Here is a 16,462-nt window from a genome sequence, read left to right on the forward strand (position 1 = left end):
CCCCCATTACTTAAGATATTCCCGCGCGCTATTGGCGCAGGAGAACCGGACCCATCTTATGCTTCGTTCTCGCCTGCTTTGAACGGAAGCGATGTGGTGGATCCCCGAAGCTTTAGATAATAGAACACTCCGGCACCCAAAAGCAGCAGGACGACGCCGCCCCGCACGATCCAATCCGTGCCGCCGGAATCGGAATTCACGTTTTCGGCGGCAATTGCGGAGGGTGTGGGCCGAGGCGTGGCCGCAGTGGCCGACGGTGTGGCGGAGGCGGTAGGGGAAGCGGTAGGCGAAGCGGAAGGGGTGGACGACGGCGAGGGCGTCGGTGTCGGTGTCGGCGTAGGTTCATCGGCCGGATCCACGATTTCCATGGTTACCGGATCCCAGACCGTCCCCGTGTAGAACCGGGTGACCGGATCGATGAGATTACCGGTCACCGGTTCGATGAGCAGCCCGGTGCCCGGATGGATCAGGTAGCCGGTGGCGGGGTCGACGACGTACCCGGTCACCGGGTCAATCTGGTTGGCCCGGGGGCTTGGGGACGGTTCGGGCGCGGGGGCCGGTGGGGCCGGTTGCGGCGGTGCCGGTGCCGGCGGCAGCTGCGGGGCAGGTTCGGGCGCGGGTGTGGTCGGACCAGGTTCCGGCGGGGTCACTACCACCGGCGGATCGCTTGGCGGTGGCTCCGTCCCCTCGGCCAGCGCGGGGCCGGCAAACAGCGTGGCCGCTACCAGGGCGCCGGCAAGGGCGCCCAGGGGGCGGCGGGCAGGAATGCGTTGCATGGCGTTAGTTCCCCCGCTCGGCAGCCGCATAGGCCGCCATCGTGTCGTCGTCGAGAGCGGCGGCGATGTCATCAATGGCAGCATAGTCCGGCACCACAATCGACTGTCCGTCCGCGGAGGTACCCACTCCGGCGTTCGGCAGGGTGAACATGGAGATGTCCCCGGAGCGGATGTTGACGAGGCTGGCTGCCAGTCCGCCGGCCGCTGCCGCGTCCAGGTCCTCGTCCACGCTCAGGTACGGCGATATTTCGCTCACGACGTTGCTGATCTTCACCGGGTTGGTCAGGGTTCCCTTGTTCAGGACCCCGGAAATAACGCCGCGGAGGAAAGCCTGCTGGTTCTTGACCCGCTGGTAATCTCCGTCGGTAAAGGCATACCGCTCCCGGACGTACTTCAGCGCCGACTCCCCTTCAACAGTGATGGGGCCGGCGGCAAAGAACTCCCCCTCGGCGCCCTCGGACTGGAAGGCCACGTCGTTGGTGACGGTGACCCCGCCCAGTGCGTCCGTCAGGCCCTGGAAGCCTTCGAAATCGATAATTGCCACATGGTCAATCGGCGCGTCGAAAAGCGTCTGCACGGTGTCCACGGTCAGGGAAACACCTCCGAGTGCCATAGCCGCATTGATCTTGGCTTCCCCGTGTCCCGGGATCTGCACGAAGGTATCGCGCATAATCGACATCACGTAGACGCCGCTCCGGTCCCCCGGAAGGTGGACGAGCATCATGGTGTCGGACCGCGCATCTCCGGACGCCGGGTCCCGCGTGTCGCTGCCCAGGAGCAGGATGTTCTGCGAGTCCTTGGCTGCGTCGGTTTTTGCCGGGCTGTTCTCCGGCAGGGCATCGGCAATCGTGGTGGTTCCGTTGTCGAAGGTCCGGGCCAGATGCCACAGGTATCCCCCAACCGCCAGGGCCGCCACCAGCACGAGGGTCAGCAGCACCAGCAGGACGTTACGGACCGGATGCCGCTTCCGTGGCTGGTAGTCCGGGGACAGGGAGTACTCGCTCAAGTCTTTTTCCTCAGGTCGGTGGCGGTATGAGTCTATACACTCCCGGGCCCTCCCGATTCAGGCCGGGAGCGCCCCGGCAGATACGCTGAAAGCATGAAGTTCTACGCCCTGTCCGCAGTACTCGCACTTTCGGCGCTGGCAGCCACCGGCTGCAGCCCCGTGGCCAGCATCGAGTCCGCCCCCGACGCCGCCAACCCGGGCTGCGCCGCCGTGATGGTGGCGCTGCCGGGTGAGATGGCCGGCTATGAACTGCGGGACACCGACAGCCAGTCCACTGCAGTGTGGGGCAACCCGTCCAAAGCGATCCTGAAGTGCGGGGTCCCGGTCCCCGGCCCCACCACCGACCCGTGCGCCGAGGTGAACGGCGTCGACTGGATCCTGCGGGAAGGCGAGGAGACCTGGACCGCCACCACCTACGGCCGGGAACCGGCGGTGGAGGTGATGTTCGATCCGAACGAAGTCGCTTCCTCCACGGTCCTGGTCCAGCTGCAGAACGCCGTGTCCAACATCGAGCCGACCCGCCAGTGCCTCAGCCCCGAGGACACCCTGGAGCTGGAACAGCAGGGTTAGCGCAGCCCGGTCTTCCGGGCCAGGGCGAGGGAAATCAGCTCGTCGATCAGCTCGCTGTACGGCAGCCCGGACTTGGCCCACATCTGCGGGTACATGCTGATGGGCGTGAAGCCCGGCATGGTGTTGATCTCGTTGATGATCAGCTGGCCGTCCGGAGTGTAGAAGAAATCCACCCGGGACAGTCCTTCCCCGCCCACGGCGTCGAACGCAACGCCGGCGAGCCGGCGCACCTGGGCGGAGATATCCGCGGGCAGGTCGGCCGGGCAGCTCAGTTCCGCAGCGGTGCCGTCCACGTATTTGGCTTCGAAGTCATACCAGTCGTGGCCGCCGTCGTGCACGGCGATTTCGCCGGGCTGGCTGGTGCGCGGGTCCTCGGTGCCGCGTCCCTGCAGGACGGCCACCTCGATCTCCCGGCCGGTGATCCCGGCTTCCACCACGACCTTCGGATCGTGCAGGCGCGCGGCTTCGATGGCGGCCGGCAGTTCCGCGGGGTTGGTGACCCGGGTGATGCCCATGGAAGACCCGGCGCGGGCCGGCTTGACGAACAGCGGGAAGTCCAGGGCACCGGCGCGGTCCAGGCAGGCCTGCGGATCCCGCAGCCACTGCCGGTCGGTGATGACCTCGTACGGACCGACCGCCAGGCCGGCCGATTCAAAGACCACCTTCATGTAGTGCTTGTCCATCCCGACGGCCGAAGCCAGAACGCCGGCACCGACGTAGCGGATGTCCGCCATTTCCAGCATGCCCTGGAGGGTTCCGTCCTCGCCGAAGGGCCCGTGCAGCAGCGGAAGCACGACGTCGACCGGGCCGAGGCTCCGGGGCAGGCTGCCGGCGGAGTGGGCCACCAGTTCGCGGCTGCCGTTCTGCGACGAGAGCACCACGGATTCCTCCGATGCGGGAACCTCGGGCAGGGTGGCGGCGCGCAGGGACCACTGCGCGGGATCAGCTGAGACCAGGCTCCACTGGCCGTTCTTCGCAATGCCGATGGGAACGACGTCGTACTTTGCCGTATCGATGGCCTGCAGCACTCCTGCTGCGGTCACGCAGCTGACGGCATGCTCGCTGGAACGTCCGCCGAACAGGACGGCCACGCGGGGGCGGGAGGCTCCGGGAGAGTCCGTTACGGCAGCAGCGGGCAGGGGTTCAACAGTCACGGAACGGACACACCTTCGGATTTCAGTTCGCGGGCCAGCAGTCGCGGGCCCAGTTCATCAACAGTAATAACGCCCTGGAGTACGGCGACAACGTTTTCGGTGATCGGCATGTAGACGCCCAGCTGGGTGGCGCGGTCCAGCACGGCCTGCGCGGACTTAATGCCCTCGGCGGTCTGCGTCATGGAGGCATTGACCTCCGCCAGGCTCAGGCCCTGGGCCAGCAGCGTACCGGCGGTGTGGTTGCGTGAGAGCGGCGAGGAGCAGGTGGCAATCAGGTCACCCATCCCGGCGAGGCCGGCCATGGTTTCCGCGTTGCCGCCCATGGCCAGGGCCAGGCGTGTGGTTTCGGCCAGGCCGCGGGTCATGACCGAGGCCTTGGTGTTGTCTCCCATGTTCTTGCCGTCGCAGATTCCCACCGCGAGGGCAATGACGTTCTTGACGATGCCGCCGATCTCCGTGCCCACCACGTCCACATTGGTGTAGGGACGGAAGTAGGGTGCGGTGCAGGTCTCGGCGATCCATGCTGCGGTATCCAGGTCGGTGCAGGCCACCACGGACGCGGTGGGCTCCTGGCGGGCAATCTCCATGGCAAGGTTCGGCCCGGATACCACGGCGATGCGCTCGGGGGGCAGCCCCAGTTCCTCGGCGATCACCTGGCTCATCCGCGCGTCCGTGCCGCGTTCGAGGCCCTTCATGAGCGATACGACGACGGCGTCGGCGGGGATGAGGTGCGCCACGTCCCGGAGCTGGGCGCGGAGGGACTGGGCCGGAACGGCGAGGACCACCATCCCGGCTCCCGTGAGCACCTCGGCAAGGTTCGTGGAGGCGCGCAGGTTGGCGGGCAGGACAGTGTCCTTGAGGTACTGGGTGTTGCGGTGCCGGGTGTTGATGTCCTCTGCCACCTCGGGCCGGCGGGCCCAGAGCCGGACATCGGTGCCGCGTTCGGCGCCGGAGTCGGCGGCGATCTTGGCGAAAGCGGTACCCCAGCTTCCGGCACCAAGGACGGCGACGACGGCGGGGTGTTCACTGCGGGCGGTCACTGGCCGGCCTCCGGTTCGGTTGATGGTGTTTCTGTCTTGGATCCGCTGGGTCGGGTCTCAAAGGAGCGGCCTACCTGCCGCTGGCCCTTGGCCACGGGGTTCCAGCGCTCGGCGGGCGGCTGGGCGCCGCGGAGCTTGGAGATCATGTCCGTCAGGTCGGACATGATCCGCTCCGTGGCGGCATCCAGCACGGCCTTGCTGATCGGCATTCCGTCGAACTCGGACAGGTCCACGGGCTTGCCGACCACCAGCCGCACCCGCTTGCGGGGGAACAGCTTGGGGAATTTGGCGTAGCGCGGGAACGCGTCCTGCGCGCCCCAGTGGGCGATCGGAATCACGGGGACCCCGGTCTGCAGTGCCAGCCGCGCCGCGCCGGTCCGGCCCTTCATGGGCCAGAGGTCCGGATCGCGGGTCAGGGTGCCTTCGGGGTAGATCACCAGGGTGCGTCCCGCGTCGAGAGCTTCGCGGGCGGCGTCCAGGGAACCGGCGGCCCCGGTGGAAATGCGTTCCACCGGGACCTGGTTCGTGGCGGACAGTGCCGGTCCCAGCACGGGCACCTTGAAAAGCGATGCCTTGGCCAGGAAGTGCGGCGGGCGGCCCTGGTTGTACAGGAAATGCCCCACCACCACCGGATCGATTTCAGTCACGTGGTTCGGGCAGACAATGAAACCCGTATCCCGGGGCAGGTTATCCGCCCCCTGCCACTGCTTTTTCAGGAAAACATTGAATACCGGCCGCAGTGTTCCGGCAAGCAGGGCAAAGACAACCCGTGACTTATTCGATTCGGTCATGCGGTCAGGCTACCGGAGTCCGGCAGATACGCCGGAAGTGACATCAAAGTCCGCTCCGAGGCCCTCGAGCTTGTCCTGGAAGTGCTCGTACCCGCGGTTGATCAGCTCAATGCCGGTGACCCGCGAGGTGCCCTCCGCAGCCAGGGCCGCAATGAGGTGGCTGAAGCCGCCGCGCAGGTCCGGGATGTCAATCTCGGCGCCGCGCAGCTGCACGGATCCGGCGATGACGGCCGAGTGGAGGAAGTTGCGCTGGCCGAAACGGCACGGAACGCTGCCCAGGCATTCACGGTGCACCTGGATGTTGGCGCCCATGCGGATCAGCGCATCCGTGAAGCCGAAGCGGTTCTCGTACACGGTTTCGTGCACGATCGACACGCCCTCCGCCTGGGTCAGGGCAACCACGAGGGGCTGCTGCCAGTCGGTCATGAAGCCGGGGTGCACGTCGGTTTCCAGCACGAGCGGATTCAGCGCACCGCCGGGGTGGTAGAACCGGATGCCGCCGTCGTCGATGTCGAAGGCGCCGCCGATCTTGCGGTAGGTGTTCAGGAACGCGGTGAGGTCCTTCTGGTCCGCGCCCTCCACGTAGATATCGCCCTTGGTGACGAGGGCCGCGGAAGCCCAGGAAGCAGCCTCGTTGCGGTCCGGAAGCGCACGGTGGTTGTAGCCGCTGAGTTCCGACACGCCCTCGATGCGGATCACCCGGTCCGTCTGCACCGAGATGATGGCGCCCATCTTCTGCAGGATGGCAATCAGGTCCATGATTTCCGGCTCCACGGCAGCGCCGCGCAGCTCGGTGATGCCCACGGCCTTGACCGCCGTCAGGAGCACCTGTTCGGTGGCTCCGACGCTCGGGTAGGGCAGTTCCAGCTTGGCACCGCTCAGGCCCTTGGGTGCGGAAATGGAAATACCGCCGGGGCGCTTTTCCACCACGGCACCGAAGTTGCGCAGCATCTGCAGGTGGTAGTCGATGGGCCGATCGCCGATTTTGCAGCCGCCGAGGTCGGGGATGAAGGCTTCGCCCAGGCTGTGCATGAGGGGACCGCAGAGCAGGATCGGGATGCGGGAGTCGCCGGCGTGGGCGTCGATATCCTTGGATGCTGCCGTCTTGGCGTTCTTCGGGTCCATGGTGAGGTCGCCGGTGACGGGGTCCTTGGTGACCTCGACGCCGTGCAGCTGCAGCAGGGACGTGACTACCTCAACGTCCTTGATTTCCGGAACGTTGCGCAGTGTGGACGGGCCGTTGCCAAGCAGGGCCGCAACCATCGCCTTGGGGACCAGATTCTTCGCCCCGCGGACCGGTACCTTCCCGGAGAGAGGAACACCGCCTCGGATGGTGAGGACGCTACCCATGAACACCTGATTTCTTATAAATAGTTGAGCCCCGGAAGCAATAAGAGACTGCACTCAAGCATATGAGGAAGCGTCTGCTTACTGAAATAACTCCGCCCCTCCGACGCGCAGGTCGGGTGTGATTCCGGTCATGCGCACCGCACGGAAACGCGGATAGGCCCCGCCGCAGCGGGGCCTATCCATGCTATCGGGACTGCGCCGGGGGCAGAAAACCTGCGGGAGCGCAAACCGGCACCGTGCCGGATGGCCCCCGCCGGGCGGGAAGCCCTACTGCCGGGCGGGAAGCGTGGCGGGTTTGTAGGCCGGACGTTCCGCCTCGAAGGCCGTGATGTCGGACTCGTGGCGCAGGGTCAGGGCAATATCGTCCAGTCCCTCCAGCAGGCGCCAGCGGGTGTACTCGTCAATCTCGAAGGGGGCCGTGACGCTGCCGCAGACCGCGGTCCGGGCCTGCAGGTCAACGGTGACGGCGGTTCCCGGGGAGTCCTCCAGGACCTTCCAGATGAGTTCAATGTCATCCTGCGCCACCTGCGCGGCCACGAGGCCCTGTTTGCCGGCGTTCCCACGGAAGATGTCGGCGAACCGGGAGGAGAGCACGGCCCGGAAGCCGTAGTCCTTCAGCGCCCACACGGCGTGCTCCCGGGAGGAGCCGGTGCCGAAGTCCGGCCCGGCCACCAGGACGGAGCCCCGGTTGTAGGGTTCCCGGTTCAGGATGAAGTCCTCGTTCTTCCGCCAGCCGGCGAACAGGGCATCTTCGAACCCGGTGCGGGTGATCCGCTTGAGGTAGACGGCCGGAATGATCTGGTCGGTGTCGACGTCGCTCTGGCGCAGCGGGACACCCATTCCGGTGTGGGTGGTGATCTTTTCCATGGCGGTTCTCCTAGGCTGCGGTGCCGACGACGGCGCCGGGCAGCGGGTCAAGGTCCGAAGGTGAGCTGAGTGTTCCGCGGACGGCCGTGGCAGCTGCGACCACGGGTGAGACCAGGTGGGTGCGCCCACCCTTGCCCTGCCGGCCCTCGAAGTTGCGGTTGGAGGTGGAGGCGCAGCGCTCCCCCGGTTCCAGCTGGTCCGGATTCATGCCCAGGCACATGGAGCAGCCGGCAAAGCGCCATTCGGCCCCGAACTCCTTGAACACCCGGTCCAGGCCTTCCGCCTCCGCTTCGAGCCGGACACGCGCGGAGCCGGGCACCACCATCATCCGGACTGCGGGGTCCTTCTGCCGGCCGCGGATGATGTCCGCAGCTATCCGCAGGTCCTCGATCCGGCTGTTGGTGCAGGAGCCGAGGAAGACGGTGTCCACCCGGATGTCCTTCATGGGTGTTCCGGGCGCCAGGTCCATGTAGCTCAGCGCCCGCTCAGCGGCGGCACGGGCGTTGTCATTGCTGAAGTCCTCGGGCGCGGGAACGGCTTCGGAAAGCGGAACGCCCTGCCCGGGGTTGGTTCCCCAGGTGACGAACGGCTCCAGGGTGTCGGCGTCGAGGAACACCTCGGCGTCGAACGCGGCGTCGTCGTCCGTGGCCAGGGACTTCCAGTGCTCGACGGCGGCGTCCCAGTCCCGGCCCTGCGGCGCGTGCGGGCGGTCCCGGAGGTAGGCGAAGGTGGTCTCGTCCGGTGCCACCATTCCCGCCCGGGCGCCGGCCTCGATGGACATGTTGCAGATCGTCATCCGCGCCTCCATCGACAGCGCGCGGATGGCCGAGCCGCGGTATTCCAGCACGTAGCCCTGCCCGCCGCCGGTGCCGATCTTGGCGATCACCGCCAGGATGATGTCCTTGGCCGTGACGCCCGGCCGCAGCGTGCCCTCGACGTTGATGGCCATGGTCTTAAACGGCTTCAGGGACAGGGTCTGCGTGGCCATCACGTGCTCGACCTCGGACGTGCCGATGCCCATCGCCAGCGCACCGAACGCGCCGTGCGTGGAGGTGTGGGAGTCGCCGCAGACCACGGTGAGCCCGGGCTGGGTCAGGCCCAGCTGCGGGCCGACCACGTGGACGATTCCCTGCTCGGCGTCCCCCAGCGGATGCAGCCGTACACCGAACTCGGCGCAGTTGGCCCGCAGGGTTTCGATCTGGGTGCGGCTCACCGGATCGGCAATGGGCTTGTCGATGGCCAAGGTGGGCGTGTTGTGGTCCTCGGTGGCGATGGTCAGGTCCGGGCGGCGCAGCCCGCGCCCGGACAGCCGCAGCCCCTCGAAGGCCTGGGGCGAAGTGACTTCGTGGACGAGGTGGAGGTCGATGTACAGCAGGTCGGGAGCACCGTCCTCCCCCTTGCGGACCACGTGCTCATCCCAGACCTTCTGCGCAAGCGTCCTGCCTGCCACATGCTCTCCCATACCGGTACCCCTCATTGGTTCAGTCCGTAGTTCCTTAAGAGAACCAGCAGGCGGAGCGGGCGGTCCAGCTTTTCGATTTGCATCTCAGATAGTGAGACGGCAGTATCAGCTTATGGACACAGCGAGCGGGGTAGGCGTTATCGATAAAGCGGCCATGGTGCTGGATGCACTGGAGGCCGGGCCCACCACGCTCGCACAGCTGGTTTCCGCGACCGGCCTCGCCCGCCCCACCGTGCATCGGCTGGCGCTGGCCCTGGTGCACCACCGGTTGGTCGGCCGTGATATCCAGGGCCGCTTTGTCCTGGGCGGCCGCCTCGTGGAACTGGCCTCCGCCGCCGGAGAAGACCGACTTATTGCCGCCGCCGGGCCGGTGCTGCTGGCGCTGCGGGACGCAACCGGGGAAAGCTCGCAGGTCTTCCGGCGGCAGGGCGAGTGGCGGGTGTGTGTTGCCTCCGCCGAGCGCCCGATTGGCCTGCGTGACACCATCCCGGTCGGCACCCAACTGTCGATGAAAGCCGGGTCCGCTGCCCAGTGCCTGCTGGCCTGGGAGGACCACGACCGCCTCCTTGAGGGCCTGCAGAATGCCCGCTTCACCCCTACCGTCCTGGCCGGTGTCCGGCGCCGCGGCTGGGCCCAGAGCCTGGGTGAACGCGAACCCGGTGTCGCGTCCGTGTCAGCACCGGTGCGCGGGCCGTCCGGCCGGGTGATTGCCGCCGTGTCGATTTCCGGACCGATCGAGCGCCTTACCCGCCAGCCGGGCCGCGTCCACGCGGAAGTGGTGGCCAAGGCAGGAGCCCAGCTGACCGAGGCGCTGCGCAAGGGCGGCGAGTAACCCTATATTGGGACTCTCCAACGCGGGAGGTTCCCATGAAACGGCTGCGCGTGCTGTGGAACATCATCCGGGTTACCAGCGCGGATTATGTCCTTTACGGCTTCCTGATGGCCCTTGGCGTGGCGGCGTTGCTCCTGCCCCGAGTTGAGCCCGGGATCCCGGACTTTGGTAACAGCCTCTGGTACCTCTTCAGTTCCTTCACGACCATCGGGTTCGGGGACTATGTGGCGGTCACCCTGGCCGGCCGGCTGATTACGGTGGCGGTGGCACTCTACGGGATCTTGGTGGTCGCGCTGCTGACCGGCATCATCGTGGGCTTCTACAACGAACTGCTGCGGGTCCGGTCCAAGAACTCCCTGAACGATTTTATTGACGATCTGGAGCACCTGCCGGACCTCTCGCGCGAACAGCTTCTGTCCCTGGCCCAGCGCGTCCGGGAACGGCATATCCTGCGCTGAATCCTGCCCGGATTGAGACTATCCCCCGACAGGTCGGCCAGCGGCAAACCGCGCAAACCGCTCAGCCGGCGAAGTGGTCCCAGCCCGTCACCGGCGGAACGTCGCCGCCGAAGGTCACTCCCCCGCCTTCAGATACCGTGCCGATGCGGACGAATCCCTCGGGCAACATTGCGTCCGGCGGGAACGTGGCCAGCAGGCCGTGGTCCTCTCCCCCGCCCAGCACCCAGGCCAGCGGATCCGCACCCAGCCGGGCGGCGGCCGGGGCCAGCGTCTCAGCGCGGGAGATGAGGTGACCGGTGTCCAGGTCGATAGCCACGCCCGAGGCCCGCGCAATCCGGCCGGCGTCCCGCACCAGGCCGTCGGAGACATCGAGCATGGCCGTGGCGCCGGCCACCGCAGCGCGCGGTCCGCGGTGCACCGGCGGGTGGGGCCGGTTCTGCGACGCCGCGAGGGCGGCAAGAAGCTGGTCATCCTCTTCGCGGACGGTCGAGTAGTCCAGGCTGCTTTCCAGCACGGCAAGGCCCCCTGCTGCAGCTCCCAGCGCACCGGAGTGCGCCAGGATATCCCCTGCGCGGGCGCCGGAGCGCAGGACCGGGGCACGGCCCTCGAGATCACCGGTCACGGCTGCCGTCACAACAACCTGGCTGCCGCGCCCCAGGTCACCGCCGACCACCGAACAGCGGCCGGCGTCGAACATCAGGGACTCAATCCCCGCCCTCAGCCCGGTCGCCAGGTCCTCCACCCAGGCCACCTGGGTACTGCCCGGCAGCGTCAGGCTGACCACGAGCGAGGTGGGAACCGCGCCCATGGCGGCAATGTCCGCGAGGTTCTGCGCGGCACACTTCCACCCCACGTTGAATCCCGTGGTGCGGTAGCCCGAGGGCCACAGAAGGCGGAAGTCGGCGTCCTGGACAAGGGTGTCAATGGAAATCACCGTCCGGCCGTCCGGAGCCGCGATCACTGCTGCGTCATCCCCGGGGCCCACCATCGCCGTCGTTGGTCCCAGGCGGGGAAAGATCCGGGCCAGCAGCGCCTTTTCATCGAGCTGGTCCACGGTCAGGGCGTCAGGCGGCACGGGCTGTTCCTCGAGTGATGGCGGTGCGGATACGGTGTTGAAAGTAGCACGGCAGCGAATCGGACAGACCGTGATATCCCCGGACATAACAAAACCGGCCCCGGACATATTGTCCGGAGCCGGTTATCTGTGACCCCAGCGGGATTCGAACCCGCGTTACCGCCGTGAGAGGGCAGCGTACTAGGCCGCTATACGATGGGGCCGTGTACAGTGCTCCGGAAATTCCTTCCCGTGCACTTCCTTGCCGGTTTCAGCGAACCGGCCAAAGGAGTATTTCATACTCCTTCAGAGGAAACCAATCGGGGCTAAACCCTTGATTGATGACCGCTGGGATACCAGGACTCGAACCTAGAATGTCGGTACCAGAAACCGATGTGTTGCCAATTACACCATATCCCATTGCGCTTATCCGGCTGTTTCGCGGGAAGTTCTTCCCGGCCTCAGCCCCTCAGCACGAGATATAACTATACACGGGTTTCGGAGCAAGTACAAAACCGGCCCGGTGCCGGCTCAGACGAGCGCCAGCAGGTCCCCGAGCGAGGCGATGGTGGACACCCCGGCCGGGACTGCCGCACCTTCGGTCCGCACCGGAGAAGGATTGCCCGGACGGTCGAGCCAAACGCCCTGCAGCCCGGCGTTGGCTGCTCCCACGCCGTCCACCGCCAGGTTGTCCCCCACATAGGCGGTGCGCCCGGGAGCACTGCCGAGCAAACGGACGCCTTCATGGAAGATCGCCGGTTCCGGTTTGGCAACGCCGACGGTGTCGATGCCCACCAGGACCTTGATGCGCTGCAGCCCGGCGGCGTCCAGCTTGGCCCGCTGGTAGTCGTGGACGTTGTTGCTGACCGCCCCGTACGCAATGCCGCGGGCGTCCAGCGCATCCAGGAGGGGCACGACGTCGTCGAACGCCCGGAAGTAGCGCGGCAGCTCCGCTTCGTAGGCCTCGTTCCAGGCCAGGGCCGCGTCGCTGTCCAGCGGCGCCAGCCCTGCCTGTTCGCGGGCGTGCTGCAGGCGCAGCACCCGCTGGTCGGCGAAGCTCAGCCGGCCGGCAAGGTAGGCGTCGTAGTGCCCCTGCGGGTCGGCGGCGAACAGGGAGGTGTAGGACTCCCAGTCCGCCGCCGTGAAATGGGTCAGGTCCGCAGTGCCGAGGGCCTGCAGCGTGCTGCCCATGGCAGCCTGCAGGTCGATCAGGGTTTCATCAATGTCGAACAGCACTGCATCAACGGACCTGCCCATGGTGCGGTTCCCTACGCTGCGGCGCGGAACGCGCGGATCCGTGCGAGGGAGGATTCCCGGCCGAGGATGACCATGGATTCGAACAGCGGCGGGGAAATCCGGCGCCCGGACACGGCCGTGCGGACCGGACCGAAGGCCAGCCGCGGCTTGATGCCCATGTCTTCCACCAGTGCCTGGCGCAGCGCGGCCTGGATGTTCTCCGCGGTCCAGTCTTCCACGGACTCCAGAGCGGCCAGGGCGGCGTCGAGCACCTCGCCTAGGTTCGCCGGCAGGCCCTTGCGGGCGTCGTCGGCAACGTCAACGGCGTCATCGGCCTTGAAGAGGAACCCGAGCATCTCCGGAGCTTCGCCCAGCAGGGTGATGCGTTCCTGTACCAGGGGCGCCGCTTCGGTGAGGATCTCTTCTTCGCGGGGAGTGAGGGTCTCCCCCACCAGACCGGCGTGCTGCAGGTACGGGACCAGGCGGCTGCGGAAATCTTCCGCCTCGAGCATCCGCACATGGGTGCCGTTGATGGCCTCCGCCTTCTTCAGGTCGAACCGGGCGGGGTTGGCCAGCACGTTGTGGATGTCGAAGTTTTCCACCAGCTGGTCCACGGTGAAGATGTCCTCGTCCGCGGACAGGGACCAGCCCAGCAGAGACAGGTAGTTGAGCAGGCCCTCGGGAATGAAGCCGCGTTCCCGGTGCAGGAACAGGCTGGATTCCGGATCGCGCTTGGACAGCTTCTTGTTCCCGGCGCCCATGACGTAGGGCAGGTGTCCGAACAGGGGCATGTACCGGGCCACGCCGACGTCGATCAGCGCCCGGTACAGGGCAATCTGGCGCGGGGTGGAGGAGAGCAGGTCTTCACCGCGCAGGATGTGGGTGATGCCCATGAGGGCATCGTCCACCGGGTTGACCAGGGTGTAGAGCGGGGCGCCGTTGGCGCGGACCACCACGAAGTCCGGAACGGTGCCGGCCTTGAACGTGATTTCGCCGCGGACCAGGTCGGTGAAGGTGATGTCTTCGTCGGGCATCCGGACGCGGAGCACGGGTGAGCGGCCTTCAGCCTTGAAGGCTTCGATCTGCTCGGGCGTCAGGTCGCGGTCAAAGTTGTCGTAGCCGAGCTTGATGTCGCGGCCTGCGGCACGGTGGCGTGCTTCGATTTCCTCCGGGGTGGAGTAGGACTCGTACACATACCCGGCATCGCGCAGCTTGGCGATGACGTCCTGGTAGATCTCCCCGCGCTGGGACTGCCGGTACGGTTCGTGCGGCCCTCCCACTTCCACGCCCTCATCCCACGTGATGCCGAGCCACTTCAGCGCATCGAGGAGCTGAAGGTAGCTCTCCTCGCTGTCGCGGGCGGTGTCGGTATCTTCGATGCGGAACACCATGGTTCCCTTGGTGTGCTTGGCATAGGCCCAGTTGAAGAGGGCGGTCCGGATGAGGCCGACGTGCGGGGTGCCCGTGGGAGACGGGCAGAAGCGCACGCGCACGGGCGTGTCATCGGTGACGGTGGGAAGGTCGGCTAAGGGAGTGGGAGCGTTAGTCATGATGGTTCCCAGTTTAGACTCTTCTTCCCCGCGGCCGGCTTATTCCGTGATGGACAGGAGCCAGAGGAAGAGACCGCCGCCCGCAACGGCTCCGGCCGCACCTGCGGCCAGGTGCCGGGTCCCTTGCCGCAAGCGAAGGGCGAGGAAGCCGGTAAGCACGGCCGCGATGATGATCCCCGCCGTTGCTCCCGGCAGTCCCGGAAGAAGCCGCGCCGCCGTCGACCCCAGGATCACGGCACCGGCCCCCAGGCTGACGTCCAGCCAGGACCAGGAGGTAAAGGCATTGGCGATAAGAAGCACGACGGCGCCGGCCAGCAGGGCGAAAACGGCAGCCGACAGCGGCAGCGGCCCCTGCAGCCAAAGGATGATGCGCTGGAACATGAAGGCCAGGGCGGCGGCACCGAGCACGGTGGGCGGAAGGGACGCCGGCGGCAGGCGGCGCAGGTCATTGCGGCGCTGCAGGTAGGAGACCAGGACGGCCGGGAACACGCCCATCAGCAGGGCAGCACCTGCACCCCATGGCAGGGCCTCACCCGGCGGCAGGCTCAGGAACGGAGCGGCCAGGAGAACCAGGGACCAGATGAACGAGGCCCCTGCCATGTGGCGTCCGGTCTCCCGGACCGCTCCGCGCGGCATCAGCTGCGGACGGTATTGACCAGTCGGCCAATGCCCTCGATGTCGACCTCGAAACGTTCGCCGTCGCTGATGATGCCGACGCCGGCCGGGGTGCCCGTGAGGATGACGTCGCCGGGCAGCAGCGTGAAGGCCTGCGAAACGTAGGAGACCAGTTCCTTGACGCCCCAGATCATCGAATCGGTGTTGCCGTCCTGGACCAGCTCCCCGTTGAGGTAGCCGCGGACCGCGGTGTTCTCCGGATCCAGTTCGGTTTCGATCCACGGCCCGAGGGGGCAGGAGGTGTCGAAGCCCTTGGCGCGGGCCCACTGGTCATCGGTGCGCTGGGCATCGCGGGCCGTGAGGTCGTTGGCGCAGGTGTATCCGAAGATGACTTCGTCCACGCGCTCAACCGGCACGTCCTTGCAGATGCGGCCGATGACGACGGCGAGTTCGGCTTCGTAGGAGACCTCGTCCGAGAAGGAGGGAAGCACCACGGGATCGTTGGGACCCACCACCGAGGTGTTGGGTTTGAGGAACATCAGCGGTGCCGGCGGAACGTCGTTGCCCATTTCGCTGGCATGGTCCGCGTAGTTGCGCCCGATACCCACCACCTTGCTGCGCGGAATGATCGGTGCCAGCAGGCGCACGTCTTCCAGTTTGTGCCGCTCCCCCGTCAGCTGGACGCCCGAAAAGAACGGGTCACCCTTAATGACGGCGATTTCTTCGCTGCCTTCTTCTCCGCCGACCACGCCGAAGGCGGGGTCGCTGTCCTGTACAAATCGAGCAATACGCATGGGTCTAAGCCTAGTGGAGAAACTCGCGAAGCCGCAGGCGGTACCTAGGCGGCCAGGAAAAGGGCCGTGGGAAGGACAACAAACACCAGCAGGAACACGACGACGGCGATGCGCCCCCTGCGGTTGCCTACGTTCACCGTCAGACCCGTCCCGGACCCGTTGCGTTTGGGGACCAGGATGTGGGGATCGGCGGGATCGTTGTACAGAATGCCGCCCACCCAGAGCCTGTCCTCGTCCTGTTCCTTCTGCGTCGGACGGACACCGTCCCGGCCGGCCCTGCGCCGTGCCCAGCGGGCGGCTGCACCGTAGCAAAGGAGCAGGCAGGCAATTATCAGGGGCACCATGAGCAGGGCCGGTCCGGCCGGTACACGGTCCGGGGTCCGCCAGCCGGCCACCGTCAGCCCACCGATCAGCAGCGCGATGAGGAAGGCAGTCGCGCCCAGGGAGGCAACCGTGCCGCGGATCATTCCCTCCCGGCGATAGATCTCCCAGTCCGAGGCGTCCTTCTCCGCCGGAACCATGACGGGCACGACGGCGGCCACCACTGCCAGGAGCGCGCTGGTACCGGCGCCCATGATCAGGGGGAAGAAGACAGTGCCGAAAGACTTCGGCTTCCATTCATCCGGAACGCCGCCGGCACCCCAGTGCGTGGGGATGGTCTCCGGCAGGGAAGCATAAATGGAGGATCCGTAAGCCCAACAGGCCCCCAGTACGAGCACCGGAAGAAGATAGATCCACCAGAGAAGGCCGCGGCCGGCGATGATTTTGGTCTCGACGTGCGACTGCATGCCCTAAACCTACCGGGAACTGCCGGTTAAACAGGTCAGGTCCCGCACCAATGGTGCGGGACCTGACCCTCTACACAAATATTGTCCGGCGGTGACCTACTCTCCCACATCCTCCCGGA

General features: G+C 66.7%; 17 protein-coding genes and 2 tRNA genes. 3 read left to right on the forward strand and 16 right to left on the reverse strand.

Features of this window, described 5'->3' with window-relative positions:
* Positions 1–56: 56 nt before the first annotated feature.
* Positions 57–776 (reverse strand): hypothetical protein, encoded by a 720-nt coding sequence (locus AC5RT8_RS04560; protein ID WP_494094487.1) that lies wholly within the window; start codon positions 774–776, stop codon positions 57–59.
* A gap of 4 nt (positions 777–780) precedes the next feature.
* Positions 781–1,782 (reverse strand): LCP family protein, encoded by a 1,002-nt coding sequence (locus AC5RT8_RS04565; protein WP_494094488.1) that lies wholly within the window; start codon positions 1,780–1,782, stop codon positions 781–783.
* A gap of 93 nt (positions 1,783–1,875) precedes the next feature.
* On the opposite strand from AC5RT8_RS04565, the gene AC5RT8_RS04570 reads away from it, so the two are divergent.
* The gene (locus AC5RT8_RS04570) at positions 1,876–2,352 is read left to right on the forward strand and encodes a DUF3515 domain-containing protein (protein WP_494094489.1); all 477 of its coding nucleotides are present in this window, start codon (positions 1,876–1,878) and stop codon (positions 2,350–2,352) included.
* Here AC5RT8_RS04570 and AC5RT8_RS04575 read toward each other — a convergent pair.
* From AC5RT8_RS04575 to leuC, 6 genes are all read right to left on the reverse strand, one after another.
* On the reverse strand, positions 2,349–3,491 hold the full coding sequence (locus tag AC5RT8_RS04575; protein ID WP_494094543.1) for a D-alanine--D-alanine ligase family protein: 1,143 nt from the start codon (positions 3,489–3,491) through the stop codon (positions 2,349–2,351). The two genes, AC5RT8_RS04570 and AC5RT8_RS04575, sit on opposite strands and share 4 nt — an antisense overlap.
* Before the next feature lie 11 nt (positions 3,492–3,502).
* Positions 3,503–4,546, reverse strand: a complete 1,044-nt coding sequence (locus AC5RT8_RS04580; protein WP_494094490.1) for an NAD(P)H-dependent glycerol-3-phosphate dehydrogenase — start codon at positions 4,544–4,546, stop codon at positions 3,503–3,505.
* Positions 4,543–5,337, reverse strand: a complete 795-nt coding sequence (locus tag AC5RT8_RS04585; RefSeq protein WP_494094491.1) for a lysophospholipid acyltransferase family protein — start codon at positions 5,335–5,337, stop codon at positions 4,543–4,545. Before AC5RT8_RS04585 ends, AC5RT8_RS04580 begins: the two co-directional genes overlap by 4 nt.
* 9 nt (positions 5,338–5,346) lie before the next feature.
* The gene (gene murA / locus AC5RT8_RS04590) at positions 5,347–6,687 is read right to left on the reverse strand and encodes a UDP-N-acetylglucosamine 1-carboxyvinyltransferase (RefSeq protein WP_494094492.1); all 1,341 of its coding nucleotides are present in this window, start codon (positions 6,685–6,687) and stop codon (positions 5,347–5,349) included.
* 267 nt (positions 6,688–6,954) lie between these two features.
* Positions 6,955–7,554 carry a 3-isopropylmalate dehydratase small subunit gene (gene leuD / locus AC5RT8_RS04595; RefSeq protein ID WP_494094493.1) on the reverse strand — a complete coding sequence of 200 codons (600 nt, stop codon included), beginning with the start codon at positions 7,552–7,554 and terminating at the stop codon, positions 6,955–6,957.
* Positions 7,555–7,564: 10 nt separating this feature from the next.
* Positions 7,565–9,016: a 3-isopropylmalate dehydratase large subunit gene (gene leuC, locus AC5RT8_RS04600; protein ID WP_494094494.1), complete on the reverse strand. Its 1,452-nt coding sequence runs from the start codon at positions 9,014–9,016 to the stop codon at positions 7,565–7,567.
* Positions 9,017–9,128: 112 nt separating this feature from the next.
* On the opposite strand from leuC, the gene AC5RT8_RS04605 reads away from it, so the two are divergent.
* Both AC5RT8_RS04605 and AC5RT8_RS04610 read left to right on the forward strand, forming a co-directional pair.
* Positions 9,129–9,848: an IclR family transcriptional regulator gene (locus AC5RT8_RS04605; protein WP_494094495.1), complete on the forward strand. Its 720-nt coding sequence runs from the start codon at positions 9,129–9,131 to the stop codon at positions 9,846–9,848.
* A 35-nt stretch (positions 9,849–9,883) separates the two neighbouring features.
* Positions 9,884–10,306, forward strand: coding sequence for a potassium channel family protein (locus AC5RT8_RS04610; protein WP_494094496.1), 423 nt, complete (start codon positions 9,884–9,886; stop codon positions 10,304–10,306).
* A gap of 61 nt (positions 10,307–10,367) precedes the next feature.
* On the opposite strand, the gene thiL is transcribed toward AC5RT8_RS04610, so the two are convergent.
* The 8 genes from thiL to AC5RT8_RS04650 form a co-directional block, all read right to left on the reverse strand.
* The gene (gene thiL, locus AC5RT8_RS04615; protein ID WP_494094497.1) at positions 10,368–11,381 is read right to left on the reverse strand and encodes a thiamine-phosphate kinase; all 1,014 of its coding nucleotides are present in this window, start codon (positions 11,379–11,381) and stop codon (positions 10,368–10,370) included.
* 130 nt (positions 11,382–11,511) lie between these two features.
* Positions 11,512–11,584 (reverse strand) — tRNA-Glu (locus AC5RT8_RS04620).
* Between the two features lie 124 nt (positions 11,585–11,708).
* Positions 11,709–11,780 (reverse strand) — tRNA-Gln (locus AC5RT8_RS04625).
* A gap of 111 nt (positions 11,781–11,891) precedes the next feature.
* Positions 11,892–12,617: an HAD family hydrolase gene (locus AC5RT8_RS04630; RefSeq protein ID WP_494094498.1), complete on the reverse strand. Its 726-nt coding sequence runs from the start codon at positions 12,615–12,617 to the stop codon at positions 11,892–11,894.
* A gap of 11 nt (positions 12,618–12,628) precedes the next feature.
* Positions 12,629–14,146 (reverse strand): glutamate--tRNA ligase, encoded by a 1,518-nt coding sequence (gene gltX / locus AC5RT8_RS04635; RefSeq protein WP_494094499.1) that lies wholly within the window; start codon positions 14,144–14,146, stop codon positions 12,629–12,631.
* A gap of 39 nt (positions 14,147–14,185) precedes the next feature.
* Positions 14,186–14,782 (reverse strand): hypothetical protein, encoded by a 597-nt coding sequence (locus tag AC5RT8_RS04640; protein ID WP_494094500.1) that lies wholly within the window; start codon positions 14,780–14,782, stop codon positions 14,186–14,188.
* Positions 14,782–15,555 (reverse strand): fumarylacetoacetate hydrolase family protein, encoded by a 774-nt coding sequence (locus AC5RT8_RS04645; protein WP_494094501.1) that lies wholly within the window; start codon positions 15,553–15,555, stop codon positions 14,782–14,784. The genes AC5RT8_RS04640 and AC5RT8_RS04645 overlap by 1 nt, the downstream gene beginning before the upstream one ends.
* Positions 15,556–15,599: 44 nt before the next feature.
* Positions 15,600–16,343, reverse strand: coding sequence for a DUF1648 domain-containing protein (locus tag AC5RT8_RS04650; RefSeq protein ID WP_494094502.1), 744 nt, complete (start codon positions 16,341–16,343; stop codon positions 15,600–15,602).
* Positions 16,344–16,462: the final 119 nt, after the last annotated feature.

The sequence above is a fragment of the Arthrobacter sp. Ms25 genome (genome assembly GCF_059090365.1).

Bases quoted from the DNA above. Each gene is read 5' to 3' on its own strand.
- AC5RT8_RS04585 (WP_494094491.1), bottom strand. From the start codon at position 5,337: ATGACCGAATCGAATAAGTCACGGGTTGTCTTTGCCCTGCTTGCCGGA.
- AC5RT8_RS04630 (WP_494094498.1), bottom strand. From the start codon at position 12,617: ATGGGCAGGTCCGTTGATGCAGTGCTGTTCGACATTGATGAAACCCTG.
- AC5RT8_RS04610 (WP_494094496.1), top strand. From the start codon at position 9,884: ATGAAACGGCTGCGCGTGCTGTGGAACATCATCCGGGTTACCAGCGCG.
- leuC (WP_494094494.1), bottom strand. From the start codon at position 9,016: ATGGGAGAGCATGTGGCAGGCAGGACGCTTGCGCAGAAGGTCTGGGAT.
- AC5RT8_RS04570 (WP_494094489.1), top strand. From the start codon at position 1,876: ATGAAGTTCTACGCCCTGTCCGCAGTACTCGCACTTTCGGCGCTGGCA.
- murA (WP_494094492.1), bottom strand. From the start codon at position 6,687: ATGGGTAGCGTCCTCACCATCCGAGGCGGTGTTCCTCTCTCCGGGAAG.
- AC5RT8_RS04640 (WP_494094500.1), bottom strand. From the start codon at position 14,782: ATGCCGCGCGGAGCGGTCCGGGAGACCGGACGCCACATGGCAGGGGCC.
- leuD (WP_494094493.1), bottom strand. From the start codon at position 7,554: ATGGAAAAGATCACCACCCACACCGGAATGGGTGTCCCGCTGCGCCAG.
- AC5RT8_RS04650 (WP_494094502.1), bottom strand. From the start codon at position 16,343: ATGCAGTCGCACGTCGAGACCAAAATCATCGCCGGCCGCGGCCTTCTC.
- AC5RT8_RS04560 (WP_494094487.1), bottom strand. From the start codon at position 776: ATGCAACGCATTCCTGCCCGCCGCCCCCTGGGCGCCCTTGCCGGCGCC.
- AC5RT8_RS04605 (WP_494094495.1), top strand. From the start codon at position 9,129: ATGGACACAGCGAGCGGGGTAGGCGTTATCGATAAAGCGGCCATGGTG.
- AC5RT8_RS04645 (WP_494094501.1), bottom strand. From the start codon at position 15,555: ATGCGTATTGCTCGATTTGTACAGGACAGCGACCCCGCCTTCGGCGTG.
- gltX (WP_494094499.1), bottom strand. From the start codon at position 14,146: ATGACTAACGCTCCCACTCCCTTAGCCGACCTTCCCACCGTCACCGAT.